Origin of the sequence: Cupriavidus sp. SW-Y-13 (assembly GCF_009793345.1) — a bacterium.
Lineage (GTDB): Bacteria > Pseudomonadota > Gammaproteobacteria > Burkholderiales > Burkholderiaceae > Cupriavidus.
The window spans coordinates 234,844-251,750 of the sequence record NZ_WHLX01000005.1 but is presented as its reverse complement, the minus strand read 5'-3'; the positions used below and the strand labels follow the sequence as shown (position 1 = coordinate 251,750).

The 16,907-nt window shown below is 61.3% G+C and carries 18 protein-coding genes; 13 read left to right on the top strand and 5 right to left on the bottom strand.

All coding sequences use genetic code 11. The annotated features are described in order from the left end of the window. Together GA566_RS32830 and GA566_RS32825 are read right to left on the bottom strand one after the other, a co-directional pair. A partial coding sequence (locus GA566_RS32830) for an arsenate reductase (azurin) large subunit (protein ID WP_160475183.1) occupies positions 1-1,620 on the bottom strand: 1,620 nt, incomplete at its 3' end. A 12-nt stretch (positions 1,621-1,632) separates the two neighbouring features. After that, positions 1,633-2,151 carry an arsenate reductase (azurin) small subunit gene (locus tag GA566_RS32825; protein ID WP_137924318.1) on the bottom strand — a complete coding sequence of 173 codons (519 nt, stop codon included), beginning with the start codon at positions 2,149-2,151 and terminating at the stop codon, positions 1,633-1,635. Between the two features lie 430 nt (positions 2,152-2,581). Between GA566_RS32825 and arsD the strand changes: the two genes are divergently transcribed. The 13 genes from arsD to GA566_RS32760 all read left to right on the top strand — a co-directional run bounded on the left by arsD (position 2,582) and on the right by GA566_RS32760 (position 12,985). Next, a complete protein-coding gene (gene arsD / locus GA566_RS32820) occupies positions 2,582-2,947 on the top strand; it encodes an arsenite efflux transporter metallochaperone ArsD (RefSeq protein ID WP_137924319.1) in 366 nt (121 codons plus the stop codon). A 12-nt stretch (positions 2,948-2,959) separates the two neighbouring features. Then, positions 2,960-4,747, top strand: coding sequence for an arsenical pump-driving ATPase (gene arsA, locus GA566_RS32815; protein WP_137924320.1), 1,788 nt, complete (start codon positions 2,960-2,962; stop codon positions 4,745-4,747). Positions 4,748-4,751: 4 nt separating this feature from the next. Further along, positions 4,752-5,144 carry a DUF2703 domain-containing protein gene (locus GA566_RS32810; protein ID WP_137924321.1) on the top strand — a complete coding sequence of 131 codons (393 nt, stop codon included), beginning with the start codon at positions 4,752-4,754 and terminating at the stop codon, positions 5,142-5,144. A gap of 632 nt (positions 5,145-5,776) precedes the next feature. After that, entirely contained in the window at positions 5,777-6,112 is a 336-nt protein-coding gene (locus GA566_RS32805; RefSeq protein WP_137924322.1) for a helix-turn-helix transcriptional regulator, read from the top strand. Beyond that, on the top strand, positions 6,109-6,582 hold the full coding sequence (locus GA566_RS32800) for an ArsI/CadI family heavy metal resistance metalloenzyme (RefSeq protein ID WP_137924323.1): 474 nt from the start codon (positions 6,109-6,111) through the stop codon (positions 6,580-6,582). Before GA566_RS32805 ends, GA566_RS32800 begins: the two co-directional genes overlap by 4 nt. Before the next feature lie 9 nt (positions 6,583-6,591). Next, positions 6,592-7,086 carry an arsenate reductase ArsC gene (locus GA566_RS32795; RefSeq protein WP_137924324.1) on the top strand — a complete coding sequence of 165 codons (495 nt, stop codon included), beginning with the start codon at positions 6,592-6,594 and terminating at the stop codon, positions 7,084-7,086. A gap of 34 nt (positions 7,087-7,120) precedes the next feature. Then, entirely contained in the window at positions 7,121-7,615 is a 495-nt protein-coding gene (locus GA566_RS32790; protein ID WP_137924325.1) for an arsenate reductase ArsC, read from the top strand. A 2-nt stretch (positions 7,616-7,617) separates the two neighbouring features. Then, positions 7,618-8,694, top strand: coding sequence for an ACR3 family arsenite efflux transporter (arsB, locus tag GA566_RS32785; protein WP_137924326.1), 1,077 nt, complete (start codon positions 7,618-7,620; stop codon positions 8,692-8,694). A gap of 9 nt (positions 8,695-8,703) precedes the next feature. Next, positions 8,704-9,126, top strand: coding sequence for an arsenate reductase (glutaredoxin) (arsC, locus tag GA566_RS32780; protein WP_137924327.1), 423 nt, complete (start codon positions 8,704-8,706; stop codon positions 9,124-9,126). After that, positions 9,123-9,887, top strand: coding sequence for an arsenical resistance protein ArsH (gene arsH, locus GA566_RS32775; RefSeq protein ID WP_137924328.1), 765 nt, complete (start codon positions 9,123-9,125; stop codon positions 9,885-9,887). Before arsC ends, arsH begins: the two co-directional genes overlap by 4 nt. A 17-nt stretch (positions 9,888-9,904) precedes the next feature. Continuing rightward, the gene (locus GA566_RS32770) at positions 9,905-11,098 is read left to right on the top strand and encodes an MFS transporter (protein WP_137924353.1); all 1,194 of its coding nucleotides are present in this window, start codon (positions 9,905-9,907) and stop codon (positions 11,096-11,098) included. Between the two features lie 560 nt (positions 11,099-11,658). Continuing rightward, on the top strand, positions 11,659-12,603 hold the full coding sequence (locus tag GA566_RS32765) for a metallophosphoesterase (RefSeq protein ID WP_137924329.1): 945 nt from the start codon (positions 11,659-11,661) through the stop codon (positions 12,601-12,603). A 34-nt stretch (positions 12,604-12,637) separates the two neighbouring features. Continuing rightward, positions 12,638-12,985: a cupredoxin family copper-binding protein gene (locus GA566_RS32760; protein ID WP_137924330.1), complete on the top strand. Its 348-nt coding sequence runs from the start codon at positions 12,638-12,640 to the stop codon at positions 12,983-12,985. Between the two features lie 168 nt (positions 12,986-13,153). Here GA566_RS32760 and GA566_RS32755 read toward each other — a convergent pair whose 3' ends face one another. From GA566_RS32755 to dsbD, 3 genes are all read right to left on the bottom strand, one after another. Continuing rightward, positions 13,154-13,924 carry a molybdopterin-binding protein gene (locus tag GA566_RS32755; protein ID WP_137924331.1) on the bottom strand — a complete coding sequence of 257 codons (771 nt, stop codon included), beginning with the start codon at positions 13,922-13,924 and terminating at the stop codon, positions 13,154-13,156. Further along, positions 13,911-14,765 carry a cytochrome b/b6 domain-containing protein gene (locus GA566_RS32750; protein ID WP_137924332.1) on the bottom strand — a complete coding sequence of 285 codons (855 nt, stop codon included), beginning with the start codon at positions 14,763-14,765 and terminating at the stop codon, positions 13,911-13,913. The genes GA566_RS32755 and GA566_RS32750 overlap by 14 nt, the downstream gene beginning before the upstream one ends. 167 nt (positions 14,766-14,932) lie before the next feature. After that, positions 14,933-16,858, bottom strand: a complete 1,926-nt coding sequence (dsbD, locus tag GA566_RS32745) for a protein-disulfide reductase DsbD (protein WP_237381009.1) — start codon at positions 16,856-16,858, stop codon at positions 14,933-14,935. Positions 16,859-16,907 lie beyond the last annotated feature (49 nt).

The window sequence follows — 16,907 nt, the reverse complement described above, 5'->3', positions numbered from 1 at the left end:
GAGGTTCATTTCGCCGGGGTGGGCAGCGGGCAGCATCAGGTGAGCCCCGTCCGCCAGGGTGGTCGGGTAGAGGTTGATGTTGACAAGGAAGAGGCCGCCCTTGCTTTTCACGGCGTCGTAGATGGCATCCACCATCTGTTGCATCGACGCACCGCGTTGGCGGGACATGGCCTCCCGGACGATTCCCGACCGATGAAGAATGACGGCACGATGCTCTTGAGCGTTGAGCGTAGTCTGGAACGGATTCGCGCCCCATGCCGTGTACATCAAGCCCTTGCCGTGAATGATCTCCTGATCGACATAGATCTTGGTGTTGCCGGGGTATGGCGGCCTGGCGTAACCCTCCTGGTGCCCACCCATGCGTACGACGCCCGTGCCACGTCGGCCAACATTGTGCGTGGCCAGCACCAGGTCCACGAGTGCGGACTGAATCAGGTAGTTGTCATTGCCCCAGATAATGCCTTTCTCATAGGCATGCATCGTATGAGGGCGATGGCCAGAGGCCTTCGGCTTGTACGCCCACTCTGCCACGCGGCGCAGCTTGTCGGCAGGCACGCCAGTGATGCGACTGCATTCATCCAGCGGCAGCTTGTTGGCGCGCAGCGCGGCGTCGAACCCCTTGGTGTAGGTGGCAATAAACTCCTTGTCGTGCCAGCCCTGATCCACCACATAGGTAAGCAGCCCATTGAATAGCGCGATATCGGTACCGGGCTCGATATCCAGGTGCAAGACGTTTTCCTTGCCGGCGGCCTGCTCCGCTACCGCGATCGTTGTCGTGCGGCGCGGGTCGACGAATATCACCTTGGCGGCGGCCATGGTCTCGCCGGGGAAGCGCTGCTTGCGCTTGTCCATCGTCTGGCCCTGCAGGTTCGGCAGCCAGTGGGCGAGGAAATAGTTGGTCTGCGTCTCGTATGAGTTGCAGCCAATCGCCATGATCACATCGGCTAGTTCCGCGTCCTCGTAACTGTTGTTCAGCTCCCCAATTCCCATCTCGCGCGTGGCGTGGCATTCGGAGTTGTAGGCCGGGCGGTTATGGATGCGCACCAGCGGCGTTTTCAGCGCCGTGAACATCAGCTTGCCTGTGCCCCAGGTGTTCTCGAAGCCACCGCCAGCGCCACCGTGATCGAAGCAGTCAAACGCCAGTGCGGCGGGGCCGTCCCGATCGAGGATCTTCTTGGTCAGGCCGGCATAGAGTGCAAGGGCATCGTCCCAACTGGTGTCCACCCACTGGTCGGAAACATAGACGCGCGGGCTGCGCAGTCGCGCACGGCCCACGCCATCCGGCGTGAACATTACCTTGGCCAGTTGACCACCGCGCGTGGACGAGAGCCCCTTGTTCACCGAGCACTGCTTGTCAGGCACGATCATGATGTTCTGGCGCCGGCCATCGCGATCGACGATCGTGTTCTGCATGGCAGGTGTCATGATCACAGTCAGCGGTGGAAGCTGCTTGCGAAAATCCAGGCCGAGTGCGTTCTCGCCCGGCGCTCGGCCGCCTTCGCTATTTTCCGGCCACTTGTAGACGTGATACCCACATCCGACAATGCAGAAGTGGCATGTCAGGTTGGTCCGCTGCGCGCTCACGGGCGGCAATGTCACCCGATCCTTGTTCGTTGCCATGGCAGTGCCCCCTTACAGCAGGTTGGCTTGACGGCCGTAGATCAACCCGTCGACGCCAATGGCTTTCACGCTGCCATCTGCGGCGCTGTACTCGAGCTGGATTCTCGGAAGATTCTCGGTGGCCTGGCCGGATACCATCTGCCCGGACTTCTCGGGGTCAAAGATGCTGAAATGACAGGGGCATCGGAATGTGCGCGCCGTGGAGTCATAGGCGACCGGGCAACCCATGTGCGTACAGAGCGTGCTGTAGGCAACAATGTCACGGTCGGGGCCAACGCCACCTGGAACCGGCGCACCCGTCTTGATTACCGCGCATGGCGATGAGGCATCAGGGTACGTAAAGGTGACCGGTGTGTTGGGCCGAAGCTGGCCAGCCCGTGCGATCACCTTAGGCTTGAATGGCAAGGTCGTGCGACCTACGTCCGCTGGTGGCGCGGCAGCACCGGCCGGACTCACCACCGTACCCGAGATGCTTACGCCGGCCGCGGAACCGCCAGCAGCCTTCAGAAACTGCCTGCGCGAAATTGACATGTCGCCCTCCTTCCAAATGCGATCTCGGACCGAGCTGGGTGGCCTGAGGTACATCGTGGTCGCGGGGCTTTAGAGGGCGATTTGCCGGGCGGCCGCGCTCCCCGAGGGATCACGCGACTAGATCTTGATAATTCTGGAATTGTGTAACTAATTTCTAGGGCAATGACAGCCCCACTGCAAGTTGCATAGCAAAATAAAGCGGCGCCGATGGTCACGATGTTTGTACGCCATAGAGCACATCAAACAAACAGTGGGTAGTCTGATCTAGCGCAAGGAAAACAGCGCATGCAATCTCTTTATTTTGATAATATTGGAAACATGGAATTATGGGAACGCCGGAGCGATTCCTTCCCGTCTCCCTGAACACCGCACACCGTTCACCGATTGCTGTCAGCGAGCCCGAGGGCCGACTTTTTGAAAGGAAGTCATCATGAAAAAGCTGGAAGTGTTTGACCCTGCCATGTGTTGCTCGACGGGGGTCTGTGGCGTGGATATAGATCCGATCCTGGCGCAATTCGCGGCCGACCTCAAATGGGTCGAAGAACAAGGTGTCACTGTGACCCGGTACAACCTGGGGCAGGAGCCTCAAGCATTCGTGGCCAACCCCTCTGTGGTCAAGGAAATGGAGGGTGGCATGGATCGTCTGCCCATCATTGCAATCGATGGCCATATTGTATCCACCGGCATGTACCCCTCGCGCCAACACCTGGCGCAGAAGCTCAATCTTGCGCCGGCAACGGCCGAGAAGCCGCGGGTCAAGGCGGGTAGCTGCACACCCGGCTCCGGCTGCTGTTGAAGCGGGGACGCCATGACCTTGCCTTCTACACGTACCCGCTATCTGTTCTTCACCGGGAAAGGCGGGGTCGGTAAGACCTCGCTATCCTGTGCCACCGGGCTGGCCTTGGCCGAAGCCGGGCGTTCGGTGCTCATCGTTAGCACGGACCCTGCGTCTAACCTGGACGAGGTGCTGGGCGTAGGCCTGAGTCAACTGCCAACGGCGATCCCCGGGGCGCCTGGCCTGCACGCGCTGAACATCGACCCGGAAGCGGCGGCACACGCCTACCGGGAGCGGATGGTGGCCCCTTACCGAGGCATATTGCCGGCTGCTGCAATCCAAAGCATGGAGGAGCAGTTCTCCGGCGCGTGCACCGTCGAGATTGCTGCGTTCGACGAGTTCTCGAAACTCCTTGGCGACTCGTCCGGTACGGCCGACTTTGACCATGTCATCTTCGACACGGCTCCCACCGGACACACCCTGCGTCTGCTGACAATGCCCTCGGCATGGGACGAGTTCATTTCCTCATCCACTGGCGGCGCCTCCTGCCTCGGTCCGCTGGCCGGGCTGGAAAAACAGAAGGCGCTATACGCGGCAACCGTCGATCGTCTTTCCAATGCAGACGAGACCACGGTCATCCTGGTTGCCCGTGCCGATACCGCATCCTTGAGGGAAGCCAATCGCACGGGTGCCGAACTGGCGGATCTTGGGATACGTAACCAGGCCCTGGTCATCAATGGCCTGTTCACGGACGCCGGCTCCGGCGACCCAACGGCGACGGCCATGGCGCAGTTGGCGGACGAAGCATTGGCAAACATCCCGGCCGAATTGGCCGGGTTGCCGCAGGCGCGTATCCCCTTCCTGCCGCGTGGCACCGTCGGATTGGACGCGCTACGCGAAATGGCCCATCCCGAGACTGTGGCATTGCCGACCAGTCACGAGATGCCCGAAACCAGCTTGCCACCTGGCTTGAGCGGTCTGGTCGAGCGCATGGCGTCGGCCGGCCATGGCGTCATCATGACGATGGGCAAAGGCGGCGTGGGCAAGACCACTGTCGCTGCAGCAGTTGCCGTGGCACTTGCGAAGAAGGGCCATCGGGTCGTGCTTTCAACGACTGACCCGGCTGCGCATATTGCCGCCACCATTGAAGGCGAGCTTCCTGGCCTGACGATCGCCCGAATCGACCCAGCGGAGGAAGTGCGACGGTACACGGAGGAGGTGCTCTCCAAGGCTGGCCAGCAACTCGACGCCGCTGGGCGCGCGATGCTGGAAGAGGACCTGCGTTCGCCATGCACCGAGGAAATTGCCGTATTCCGAGCCTTTGCCCGCACCGTCGACGAAGGCAAGGACGGATTCGTGGTGTTGGACACGGCCCCCACAGGCCACACGATCCTGTTGCTCGATGCGGCGGAGGCCTACCACCGGGAAGTGATGCGCACGCAAGGGGATATGCCTGAGGCTGTGCGGCAGTTGTTGCCCAGGCTGCGCGACCCTGGCTATACGCGAGTGCTTATTGTTACCTTGCCGGAGGCCACGCCCGTTCACGAGGCGGAGCGTCTTGCCAAGGACCTGGCCCGAGCTGGTATCAAGCCTTACGCGTGGGTCATCAACCAATCGCTCCTGGCGAGTGGGACGACGCACCCCGTGCTGTGCCAGCGCGGCGCTTACGAGGTGCCTTTCATTCGCCGCGTCGTCGACGAGCTGGCGCAAAGCTGCGCCCTAATACCGTGGCTCTCCGAGTCCCCAGTCGGAGTCAAGGGCCTGGAGCATCTGGTCGCTCGCGAGCCAAACCGCGAGCCCGATCCATCTTCTGTGAGGTAACACCGTGAAGACACTTCCTATCGTTTGGCAGCGCCTCGTTTCCGGTGGGGAAACTTGCCCACGATGCGCTGGCACCGGAGATGAGGTTGAGCGGGCCTACCGGCAACTGCGCGAGCAGTTGATGCCGCTGGGCATCGAGCCAGTATTGGAGACTCGAGAGATTGATGACGCCACCTTCAAGGCCAATCCGTCTGAATCCAATCGGATCTGGATTGCGGGAAAACCGATGGAGGAATGGGTCAATGCCTCGGTAGGCAGCAGCCCCTGCTGTTCGGTTTGCGGCGACTCCGAATGTCGCACCGTCGACGTTGGTGGGACCGCCTACGAGGTAGTGCCAGAGGACTTGCTGGTCAAGGCCGGGCTCATTGCCGCGCTGACGATGAATGCGGAAAAGTAGGAACGGATGTGCCATCTGCAACTAGACGTCACGTTGGGACCGAGCGACATATTTGCCGTGTTGAGCTACGAGCGAGCGACAGGTCAAGCACGAAGTTCTCGCGCGGAACCCGGCCGCCCGGCCGGCGAGATGCATAAGCCGCTTGACCTTCCCCCTGTAGCAAGGTCGATAGTGTGAATAGGACCACCCTGATTGGGCGCCAATACATCATCGCCCGGCACTGGAAGTGCACAATGACTGACTTGTCTTCCCTTCCATTGGCGGAAGCCGTCTATGCCGCGTACGCACTGGCGTTGAGCCAACGGAACACAGACGTCGCTGATCCCCTGCTGCGCGCACTTGAGCTATTGGCCGCCCAGTCCGGGGATAGCTCACATTTGAATGCCGCCTACACGCTTATTGAGCGGTCCATAGCCGCGACGCACAACCTGCGTCCTCACGAGCGTTCCACGCACTAGGTCGGCGGCTATACCGGCAGGTCTTCCAGCATTGCAGATCACTCGGCAAAAAACTCCGGGTGGCGAGCTTGCAGCTCGTCTGCCGGCAATTCGCACTCTCCAGTGCAGGCTTCCTCGCCCGTCGTCATACAAAATTCACTTTGCAAGTTTTCATAATTCGAATATAGTCGAATCATGAAAACGGACCACGCCCTTGAAGCGCTTGCCGCGCTTGCCCATTCGATACGCCTGTCGGTGTTCCGGCTACTGGTAGAAGCCGGGCCCGAGGGGCTTGCCGCCGGTCGAATTGCCGAATTGATGGAAATGCCAGCGTCATCGCTATCGTTCCACCTGAAGGAATTGCACCGCGCCGGCTTGCTTTCCAGCCGCCAGGACGGTCGCTCGATCATTTACATGGCTCGCTTCGAGACCATGAACGCATTGCTGGGTTACCTCACGGAGAACTGCTGCGGCGGCAATCCGTGCTCTCCTGTGTCCAACTGTTCCGTCGCCACCGAGGCCCAATCATGAAGCGCTTCCACGTTCACGTCAGCGTCGCGGACCTGTCTGCGAGCATTCGTTTCTACTCGGCACTCTTCGCAGCCGAACCCACTTTGGTGAAAGAGGACTACGCGAAGTGGATGCTTGAGGACCCTCGCGTGAACTTCGCCATTTCGGCACGCGGTGCCGAAACCGGGGTAGACCACCTCGGGTTCCAGACCGATGACGCAGGCGAGCTGGCGGAGTTGAAGGCGCGAGCCGAAGCGGCCGATATGGCGCTGCTAGACGAAGGCGAGACCACCTGCTGCTATGCGCGAAGCGACAAGTACTGGGTCACCGATCCGCAAGGCATCGCGTGGGAGCACTTCCATACGCTTGGCAATGTGCCCGTGTACGGCGAATCCAGAAAGATCGAAGACGCCAAATCGGATTCAGCGTGCTGCGCGCCCAGGGGAAAGCCAGTCGGTATTGCGGTCAACTCCACGCCGTCCTGCTGCTAAGGGTGCCTCATGAGCGAGAAAATCTACAACGTGCTGTTCATCTGCACCGGCAATTCTGCGCGTTCGATATTGTCGGAAGGGCTGATGAACCATTTGGGCAAGGGGCGCTTCCGCGCGTACTCAGCGGGCAGCCATCCCACCGGTGCGGTGAATCCGCTCGCGCTGGCAGCACTGGCGCGCCACGGCATGGACACCACGGGTTTTCGCAGCAAGAGCTGGGACGAATTTTCACAGGACGGTGCGCCTCAACTCGATTTCGTCTTCACGGTCTGCGACAAGGCCGCGGGAGAGATCTGCCCCGTGTGGCCAGGTCAGCCGATGACAGCGCATTGGGGCGTACCCGATCCGGCCGCCTGCGAAGGTACCGAAGCCCAGAAGCAGCAGGCCATCAACGAAGCCGCCATTTCACTCAAGCGCCGTATTGAACTGTTCCTGTCGCTGCCTCTGCCGAAGCTTGACGCGGTCGCGCTTCAGAAGGCGATCCGGGACATCGGCACGCGCTGAAACGCTCCCCAAATTACTTGTTGTTGCAGCCCCCATGACTACCAACGTACTGATCCTCTGTACCCACAATTCCGCCCGTAGCGTTCTGAGCGAGGGCATGCTCAACCATCTGGCCAAGCAATTTGGCCGCGATGTGCATGCCTACAGCGCCGGAAGCTCCCCGAGCGGACGAATCAACCCGTTCGCCATCGAGGCGCTTGAAAACGCCGGCGTCGATGTTGGCGGCTTCCGCAGCAAGAACTGGGATGAATTCGTCGGCGAGAATGCGCCCCACATGCGCGTCGTGATCACGGTCTGCGACAACGCGGCCGAAGAAGAGTGCCCGTACTGGCCAGGTAGCCCGGTGAAGGTGCACTGGGGCTACCCAGATCCGTCGAACACGGAAGGCGGCGACGAGAAGAAGCGTCAGGCATTCGAGCTGACCCGACAGGCCATCGCCTACAGGATGCTGCAATTGCTGCTGCTCCCGATCGATGACATGAACAACGCAGAGTTGCAGGAGACCCTGCAGCGCCTGGCAGGGAGCTGAATATGAGTAGCCAAAACGTAGCAGCGACCGGCCAAGCCGTGGCCAAGCCGGCGATCAGCTTTTTCGAGCGCTATCTGACCGTTTGGGTCGCGCTGTGCATTGTCGCCGGTATCGCACTCGGGCAGATCCTTCCTGAAGTCTTCCAGGCGATTGGGCGGATGGAATACGCGCAGGTCAACCTGCCAGTGGGCATTCTGATCTGGGTGATGATCATCCCCATGCTGATCAAGATCGATTTCGGCGCACTGGGCCAGGTGAAATCGCATTGGCGAGGCATCGGCGTGACCCTGTTCATCAATTGGGCAGTCAAGCCATTCTCGATGGCGCTGCTCGGTTGGATTTTTGTGCGTCACCTTTTCGCGCCGCTATTGCCTGCCGACCAGCTTGATAGCTACGTGGCCGGTCTTATCCTTCTGGCCGCCGCTCCTTGCACCGCCATGGTGTTTGTCTGGAGTCAGCTCTGCAAGGGCGATCCGTACTTCACGCTGTCCCAGGTCGCTCTGAACGACGCCATCATGGTGGTCGCCTTCGCGCCGGTGGTAGCACTGCTGCTGGGCCTGTCGTCCATCACAGTGCCATGGGACACTCTGCTCACGTCAGTGGCCTTGTACATCATTGTGCCGGTCATCATCTCGCAACTGCTGCGCAAGATGCTCCTAAGCCGCGGCGTGGCCTACTTCCAGCGTGTCGTGCACCGACTCGGGCCGTATTCCATCACCGCGCTGCTCCTTACGCTTGTTCTCCTGTTTGCATTTCAGGGCAAGGCCATCATCGATCAGCCACTGGTAATCGCGCTGCTCGCGGTACCGATCCTGATTCAGGTCTTCTTCAACTCTGGACTCGCCTACCTGCTGAACCGCAAGCTCGGCGTCGCCCATTGCGTGGCGGGCCCGTCCAGTCTGATCGGCGCCAGTAATTTCTTCGAACTTGCCGTCGCGACCGCAATCAGCCTCTTTGGCTTCCAGTCGGGGGCTGCACTGGCGACAGTGGTAGGCGTTCTCATCGAAGTGCCGGTCATGCTGCTGGTTGTCGGCATCGTCAACCGGTCGCAGTCGTGGTATGAGGCCAAGGGCCATTAAGGAACTGGAATGTCGGTAACGATCTACCATAACCCCGCGTGCGGTACATCACGTAACACCTTGGCCATGATCCGCAACGCGGGCATCGAGCCAAATGTCATCGAGTATTTGAACACACCGCCGGACCGGCAGACACTGCAACAGATGATCCGTGATGCCGGACTCACGGTGCGCCAGGCTATCCGCGAAAAGGGCACGCCGTACGCGGAACTGGGTCTGTCCGATCCTGCGCAGACGGATGACCAGTTGCTCGACGCGATGCTCGCCCATCCGATCCTGATCAACCGGCCCTTTGTCGTCACCGAGCTTGGTGTGCGGTTGTGCCGACCTTCGGAGGTCGTGCTCGACATCCTGCCCTCGCCACAGCGAGGTTCTTTCACCAAGGAAGACGGCGAGGTCGTGATCGACGGCCAAGGTCGGAGAGTGCAATGACGATGGAAATGCCCAACATCGTCCCAGCGGTTCTCGACACGCCGGACCTGTACAAACTGGAGCCGGCACGCATCAGTACCCACCCGCCGCGCATCCTGTTGCTCTATGGTTCGTTGCGCGAAACTTCGTACAGCCGCCTGCTCGTCCAGGAAGCTGAACGGATCCTGCAGCACTTCGGTGCGGAGACCCGTGTGTTTGACCCACATGGCCTGCCAATGTGCGACAGCGTCCCTGCCGACCACCCAAAGGTGGTCGAGCTGCGAAAGCTCTCAGAATGGTCGGAAGGCCAGGTCTGGTGCAGCCCGGAGCGTCACGGCACGCTGACGGCGGTCTTCAAGAATCAGATCGACTGGCTGCCGCTGGAAATGGGCGGCATTCGTCCCACTCAGGGGCGCACACTCGCAGTCATGCAAGTCTGTGGTGGCTCGCAGTCCTTCAATGCGGTCAACGCACTGCGCGTGTTGGGTCGCTGGATGCGCATGGTGACGATCCCCAACCAGTCGTCGGTCGCCAAGGCGTACCAGGAGTTCGAGGCGAATGGCCGCATGAAGCCTTCCTCTTACTATGACCGTGTGGTGGACGTCATGGAGGAGCTTTTCAAGTTCACGCTTCTCGTACGCGATCGCAGCGACTACCTGACGGATCGCTACAGTGAGCGCAAGGAAGCAGCACCGGCCACGGCAACCACGCTCGCAGCAGCGGCGATGAGCCATGAGCAAGACGCGCAGGTCAGCGATACCGACAGCGGCGAAGTCGAATAACGAAGAACGGGATGGCCATGGAGCCAAGCGGCGGCGTGATCGCCAGGCTGGGCATTGCCCAGACCTTGGCGTGGGGTTCGACGTACTACCTGCCGGCGATGCTGGCGACGCCGATGGCGAAGGACCTCGGCGTATCCACCCCTACGGTATTTGCGGCCTTCAGCGCTGCGCTTGTCGTGTCGGCCCTGATCGGGCCGTCTGCAGGCAGAATGATCGATCGGACTGGCGGCCGCTCGATACTGGTAGCCACCAGCATCATATTTGCCTTGGGTCTGGCGGGTCTTGGTTTCGCCCAAGGCCCAGTTGGACTCTTTGCTGCCTGGCTGGTCCTGGGTATTGGAATGGGCGCAGGGCTATATGAGGCCGCATTCGCGACGCTTGTGGCCCTGTACGGCCACCGCTCTCGGGGCGCGATTACCGGCATCACGCTCATCTCCGGCTTCGCCAGCACGGTCGGCTGGCCGCTGTCGACATTCATGGAGGCACACATTGGATGGCGCGGTGCGTGTCTCGCGTGGGCGGGATTGCATCTGACACTCGGTTTGCTCCTGAATGCGAGCGTGCCGCGCGGCCTTGTGTCCCAAGATGCCAAGCAAGACAAGGTTGCTCCGGTGAAGCGCGAGCCCTCGAATGTGGCGGAGAGCGACTCCCAACGGCTCGCCTCGTATGCGTTGGCCTTTGTGTTCGCGGCGACCTGGTTCATCAGCACAGCGATGGCGGCCCATTTGCCGCGCCTCCTGCAGGCTGGCGGTGCAACCGTCGCAACGGCCGTGACGGTAGGCGCTTTGATCGGCCCTGCTCAAGTGGGGGCGCGAATCCTCGAGTTCGGCTTCCTCAGAAAGGTTCATCCGCTGCTTTCCGCTCGCATTGCAGCCGCACTGCACCCCATCGGAGCAATGGCATTTGGCGTGGCAGGCGCTCCCGCAGCGGCATTGTTCGGTGTATTGCATGGTGCCGGCAACGGCATCCTAACCATCGCAAAGGGAACGCTACCGTTGGTCATCTTCGGGCCAAACGATTACGGCCATCGTCAAGGCGTCTTGATGGTCCCCGCACGCGTTGCACAGGCATTGGCACCGTGGCTGTTTGGCATTTGCCTCGACGCATTCGGCGCAAAGGCGCTTTGGCTATCATCGGCTCTCGGCGTAGGGGCCATCGTCATGCTGATGGCAATTCGGCAAACAGAAGAACCCCTCGCAAAGGCGGTCTGAGCCGGCAGCTCGCTCAGCGACGCTATGACTGAATGCCCCTCAGGCAATCACCGGTGTTGCCGAGCGTCCAATAATCGCGTGCATACGTTCATCTGCGCGGAACTCAGCCGATGGCCTATAAAGGGTCGGCAGTTGCCTCTGAAAGCCGCAACCGCTGGACAGGGTGGGCGGAGGGCAGAGATCGGGCCATGAGCGGCCGTTCGCGTAGGCTGGCGACCCGCCTCAAGCGCGCTCGATGAATCGTGCCTGATCAGGCCCACACCCTACCCCTGAGGGGGACGAGAAAACCCCGGCACTGTACGGTCTTTCGTTCGTGTGCCGCGGGGCCGACCGACTTTGCCGTGCCGACCGCCTGCTCGGATTGCTCCACAAGCGGCATCGATCCCAGGGTGCCGTATAAGGAATTTCGACCGCCGCGGCGTCCTCTTTTCGCTGTTGTCACAGGCAATGCTTAAGGCGGAATAAAACGGATGGCCCGGCAGTAATACAGATGAACCCAATCGCGAGGCCTGTCGGATAGTCCGGCAATCTACCTCTCGAAACTGACTCGTGAGGGCAATATGTCATCAGGTCTTCCGTTCGATCCGTTGCGCCGCAGTGCGTTGAAGTGTCTCGCATTCGGCGGCGCGGGCACCGTGTTTGTTTTGGCCGGCGGTGTTCTCTCGCCTATGGAATTGGCCCTTGCCGCCACAGGGAAGAGGCCGTCGGTCGGCTCGGGCGTCCCTCTATTCCTGCAGATCAGCGACACACATATCGGCTTCAACAAGGAAGCCAATCCGGACGTCGCGGGCACGCTCAAGCAGACCATTGACCTCGTCAACGCGATGCCGATCAAGCCGGCGCTGACGATTCACACTGGAGACATTACGCATCTATCCAAGGCAGAAGAGTTCGACCACGCGGCGCAATTGATGTCCGGGCTGAATATCACCGAGTTGCATACCGTGCCCGGCGAGCATGATGTAACCGATGGGCCTGGGACGGAATACTTCAATCGTTTCGGCCAAGCCTCCGGCAATAAGGGCTACTACAGCTTCGACCACAGTGGCGTCCACTTTGTCGGGCTGGTCAACGTGATGCATTTCAAGCCGAACGGTCTGGGGGGCTTGGGCGACGACCAACTCGCCTGGCTGAAGGCCGATCTGAAGGGCCACTCGTCCAGCACACCGATCGTCGTCTTCGCACACATGCCAATGTGGACGATCTACCAACCGTGGGGCTGGGGCACCGGCGATGCCGGCGAGGCGATGACCTATCTGCAGCGCTTCGGTTCCGTCACCGTCTTGAACGGCCATATCCACCAGATCGTATCGAAGGTGGAAGGCAATATTACTTTCCATACGGCGCGTTCGACGGCCTATCCTCAACCGACAGCCGGCAATGGCCCCGGACCGATGCCGCTCACGGTACCTAGTGATCAGCTACCTAGGATGCTTGGCGTGACCAGCATCAAGATCATGCGGCACCCGCTCGCTGCGACGCTCACCGACACGACGCTCGCCTGAACGTCCAGACACCCCACCAACCAGGACCAGAATCATGCCAACGTCTATTCTTCGCCGCGCCTTGGTCTTCTCTCTCGGGGCCGGGGTATTCATCGCGGCATCGGCTTCCGGGTTCTCCGTCGCGCAAGCCGAGGAGAACAATGCCGTCGTTTTGAAGAATTTCCAGTTCTCGCCGATGTCGCTGACGATCAAAGCCGGCACGACCGTCACGTGGAAAAACCTCGATGGCGAACCGCACACGATTGTCAACGACGCCGGCCTCTTCCGCTCCAGCGCGCTCGACCAGAACGACACCTTCAAGTTCAGATTCGATAAACCGGGGGTCTACAACATCTTCTGCGGCATACACCCGAACATGAGGGCGACGATAACCGTCCAGTAGATACAGTTCGAGCCGGAAGCGCGAGGCCAGACAGAGGCGGCCGAGGCCTAGTCCGGCCGCGCTGCAGGGAGGGTCCGCGTGGAGACGCCGGCAGAGATGAACGGCGAACTGATAGTAGCGCTGACCACCGCCGGCAAGCGCGCGCAGGACGAAAAATCCGGCGCTTCGTCAGATGCCGGCATACCACTCATACCCCTGGTCTTCCCAGTAGCCGCCTTTGCCCTCACCAATGCTTTCAAAGCTGCTGACGAGTTCGATGCCCATGATGTATTTGGCCATCTTGTAGCCGAGCTGTCGTTCTACCCGGACGCGTAAAGGCGCGCCATTGGCGATCGGCAACGGCTTGCCGTTGAGCTCGTAGGCGAGAATGGTCTGCGGATGGTAGGCATCTTCCATGTCGATGCTCTCGTAATATTTCGTCCCCTCTGCATCCATCGGGTCGGCGCAGTAAAAGACCACGTAGCGTGCCTCCGGCCTCGGGTGGACACGCGCGAGCAAGGCACTTAATGGTGCGCCTTTCCATTTGCCGATCGCGCTCCATCCTTCGACGCAATCGTGACGGGTAATCTGGCTCCGGGCGGGCAGCGCGCGCAGTTCGTCCAGCGAAAACGTTGCGGGCTGCTCAACCAGGCCGAAAACCTTGAGTCGGTACGCGGCGAATTCGCCGGCGGCCAGGAACTGGTATCGCTCGTCGTCCGGATTGGCGGTGCCATTGCTGCGAAACGTCGGCGAGAGGTCCGCTTCGGTGAATTCCTGCGCCATCGAATGGCGCGAGGTCACCAGATGTTGCGTGGCCTGGCTAAGCTTTTCCCCGCTCTTCAGAAGCTTCGGAAACCACACGGTGCCCGACAATCGATCGCAGCTTGCGAGAAACAGGGCGCCGCTGGCGGCCAGGAGTCGGGCAAGAAAGCGGCGGCGGTTCGGCTCATTCGCTGTCATGATGATCCTCCGTCGCCGGGATCCGATAGCGCCCCGTAACCATTGCGCGCAGGTTGTTCCAGAGCCCTGTGATGATGACTTGAGAGACATGAATGAGGACGAACGCTACCAGTGCCAGGGCGGCGATGAAATGGATCGTGCGCGCGGATTGCCGTCCGCCGAACCAATCGACCCACCCGGGGATCACTGAGTCGAGCCACGGCGACATTGCCCACCCCATCAAAATTGCGAGCGGCAGCAGGCCGAAGATGACGATCAGGTAGGTGAGCTTTTGGAGAACGTTGTAATGTTTCGCGGCTTCGCCCTTGGGATGGCGTAGCAGCAGGTGGTCCTTGAGCGACTTGCGGATGGAATGCCAGTCCTCCTTGGTCGGCGTCAGGTCGCGCACGAGATGCCGGCTGAAGATCGCGTGGATGACATACGCCAGACCATTGATGACTAAGATCCAGGCAAAGAACAGATGCCAGCGCCGTCCCAGTGCCAGCCACTGGGGCCCGGGAATGGTCGCCCAGGCAGGAAAACCCCGTCCGACCAGGTCGCCGTCCGGGCCTCTCGATGCGCCGAGCACACCCGTCGTGTTGAATTCGCGGCCAGCCACCCTGGTGACGCCGACCACTTTTCCGTCCTTGGTTTCCTTGGCGCCCATTTGCAGGATCGGCGGCCGGCCGGTATACGACGACTTGCCCCAGTAGAGCGCAGGGTGCGCGTTGAAGATCTGCAGCCCGCTCATCAGCAGGATGAAAAACGCGATGACGTTGATCCAGTGCATGATCCGCACCGGCAATGTGTGGCGGTAATAAAGCGAGTCTCGGCGAGGGACCGCTGCATCGGAAGACCGCATGGTGTAGCTCTCATCGAATGAAACGCTTGGCAGCGTCGCCTCGACAACTTATGCGTGGCGCGATGCATCAATGATAGGCGTTCGGCGATATCCCGGAGTCAAGGCGGACAGCGGGGCTGCCGCGAGAGCAGTGCTGCGACTGCGGAGAGTTGTCGACGCTGCCGGAATTATTGGGGAGATGTCTGCCCGTGGGCCGGTGGCGGAGCGGAAGCTGACGGCCCACGCGCCGAGTTCCGCTCCGCGCCCCCCAAAGCGCGCGCCACGCTATCAAGAAATCGTGCAGGGGCTTGGAAGCCGATGACTCTCACAGGGCTCTCGCGACCGTCTGCGCCGAAGAAGATGATCGCCGGCGGGCCAAATAGCCCGAAGCGCTTGAGCAGTGCCTTGTCATCGGCGTTGTTCCGGGTAACGTCCGCCTGCAGGATTACTATATTGGCGAGTTGCGCTCGCACGCCTGCATCGGAAAAGGTGAAGCGCTCCATCTCCTTGCAGCTCACACACCAGTCGGCATAGAAATCGAGCATGACCGGCTGGCCGATGGCGGCCGCTTGCGCAATGCGCACATCGAGCTCAGCCACGGTGCGCACCCGCTCGAAACGCAAGGGCTCGTGGCTTGCCAGGCTATCCGGTGCTCGGCGGCCGGCGCTCAATCCCGCCAGCGGCTGCAGCGGATCGCGCCCGCCAGATGCCAGCCCGACGAGCACGACGGCCCCCGCAAGCGCAGCCAGCAAGCCCAGGCCCTTGCCCAACCGGGTCAGCCCATGCGTTTCGGGGCCCAGCGAGTCGAAGGCGTTTAGGAACACGGCGGCCACCAGCAGGAGCGCGGCCCATGCCAACATTGTCATCCAGGCCGGCAGCAGCGCCCTGAGTATCCAGATCGCCGTGCCGAGCAGCAGGAAGCCGAGGGCACACCTTGTCACTGCCACACGGCGCCCGGCGCGTGGCAGCAGGTTGCCGGAGCCAACCCCCACCAGGACCAGCGGCGCTCCCATGCCGAGCGCCATGGCAAACAACGCGCTGCTCCCGATCACGGAATCGCCGGTCTGCGCAATATAGGTCAGCACGCCAGCGAGGGGTTCCGTCACGTGAGGAGCGACGATCAGCGCGGAAATGGCTCCCATCGCTGCGGCGGCGGTTGCATGTACGCCCTGGCGACGCAAAGGCGACGTCATCATCCGCGCCTGCCAACGCTGAGGAAATTGCAGTGCAAGGAGCCCGAACATGGAGAGCGACAGCGCCACCATCCATGTCGCAATGATGCTCAGTACCCACACGGACTGGAGCGCCGCCGAGACCCCCTCGCCAAGCAGCCCGCTGGCCACACCGAGGCCGGTGTAGACCACCGCCATGCCGAGCACATAAGCCAGCGAGACGACCGCAGCACCGCTGCGAGTCACGTGCTCGCCGACCACGATGGCCGACAGGATTGGCATCATCAGCAAGACCGGGGGGGTGAATGTCAGCAGCAGACCCAGGCCGAAGAACAACACGGCAATTTCAGGAATGTTGCGGGCGTCCAGTGCGCCGGTAATGGTTTCCTCGTCCGCCTGCAGATTGCGCTGCGCGAGATTCCCGGTATCAGTCCGGATTTCGGGCGAGGAAGCTGAAGGCACGTTGCGCTCGTGCTGTCCCGTCAGTCCGACTGGCTTGCCGCCTCGCACCTTGTAGACACTTTTCATTGGGGGATAACAGACGCCCTGGTCGGCACAGCCTTGCGAGGTCACCACCAACGTCCACTTGCCATCGGTCGGCGCTTTCTCCACCGGCACGCGGATGATGACACTCCCTTCATAGATTTCCATCGGCTTGCCGAACGCCTCGTCGACCCTGACCTGGCCCGGTGGGAGTTCCGGCGCGCCGAGTTTGACGCCGGCAGGCTGTGCGGTAAAGGCGAAGCGCTCACGATACAGGTGGTAGCCCGGTGCTATGTCGAAACGCACCTCGACGGCATGGTCGTCGAGCTCGCGGGCGGCGAAGCGGAAGGCCTGCTCGGGAGACAGAAGTTCCTCGCTGCCTGCGGCATGGGTGACGACCATGGTGCTCGCGGCGCACAGCCACAGCGCAACGAGCAGGCCAGAAATGATTCGTGCCATGTTCAAGGTCGGCATCCGACTCGGGCCGCCGAAGAATGACACGGCGCAC

What these genes read in the sequence shown, in the direction of transcription:
- GA566_RS32825 (WP_137924318.1), bottom strand. Translation starts at nt 2,151, where the DNA reads ATGTCAATTTCGCGCAGGCAGTTTCTGAAGGCTGCTGGCGGTTCCGCG.
- arsD (WP_137924319.1), top strand. Translation starts at nt 2,582, where the DNA reads ATGAAAAAGCTGGAAGTGTTTGACCCTGCCATGTGTTGCTCGACGGGG.
- arsA (WP_137924320.1), top strand. Translation starts at nt 2,960, where the DNA reads ATGACCTTGCCTTCTACACGTACCCGCTATCTGTTCTTCACCGGGAAA.
- GA566_RS32805 (WP_137924322.1), top strand. Translation starts at nt 5,777, where the DNA reads ATGAAAACGGACCACGCCCTTGAAGCGCTTGCCGCGCTTGCCCATTCG.
- GA566_RS32800 (WP_137924323.1), top strand. Translation starts at nt 6,109, where the DNA reads ATGAAGCGCTTCCACGTTCACGTCAGCGTCGCGGACCTGTCTGCGAGC.
- GA566_RS32795 (WP_137924324.1), top strand. Translation starts at nt 6,592, where the DNA reads ATGAGCGAGAAAATCTACAACGTGCTGTTCATCTGCACCGGCAATTCT.
- GA566_RS32790 (WP_137924325.1), top strand. Translation starts at nt 7,121, where the DNA reads ATGACTACCAACGTACTGATCCTCTGTACCCACAATTCCGCCCGTAGC.
- arsB (WP_137924326.1), top strand. Translation starts at nt 7,618, where the DNA reads ATGAGTAGCCAAAACGTAGCAGCGACCGGCCAAGCCGTGGCCAAGCCG.
- arsC (WP_137924327.1), top strand. Translation starts at nt 8,704, where the DNA reads ATGTCGGTAACGATCTACCATAACCCCGCGTGCGGTACATCACGTAAC.
- arsH (WP_137924328.1), top strand. Translation starts at nt 9,123, where the DNA reads ATGACGATGGAAATGCCCAACATCGTCCCAGCGGTTCTCGACACGCCG.
- GA566_RS32770 (WP_137924353.1), top strand. Translation starts at nt 9,905, where the DNA reads ATGGAGCCAAGCGGCGGCGTGATCGCCAGGCTGGGCATTGCCCAGACC.
- GA566_RS32765 (WP_137924329.1), top strand. Translation starts at nt 11,659, where the DNA reads ATGTCATCAGGTCTTCCGTTCGATCCGTTGCGCCGCAGTGCGTTGAAG.
- GA566_RS32760 (WP_137924330.1), top strand. Translation starts at nt 12,638, where the DNA reads ATGCCAACGTCTATTCTTCGCCGCGCCTTGGTCTTCTCTCTCGGGGCC.
- GA566_RS32755 (WP_137924331.1), bottom strand. Translation starts at nt 13,924, where the DNA reads ATGACAGCGAATGAGCCGAACCGCCGCCGCTTTCTTGCCCGACTCCTG.
- GA566_RS32750 (WP_137924332.1), bottom strand. Translation starts at nt 14,765, where the DNA reads ATGCGGTCTTCCGATGCAGCGGTCCCTCGCCGAGACTCGCTTTATTAC.
- dsbD (WP_237381009.1), bottom strand. Translation starts at nt 16,858, where the DNA reads ATGGCACGAATCATTTCTGGCCTGCTCGTTGCGCTGTGGCTGTGCGCC.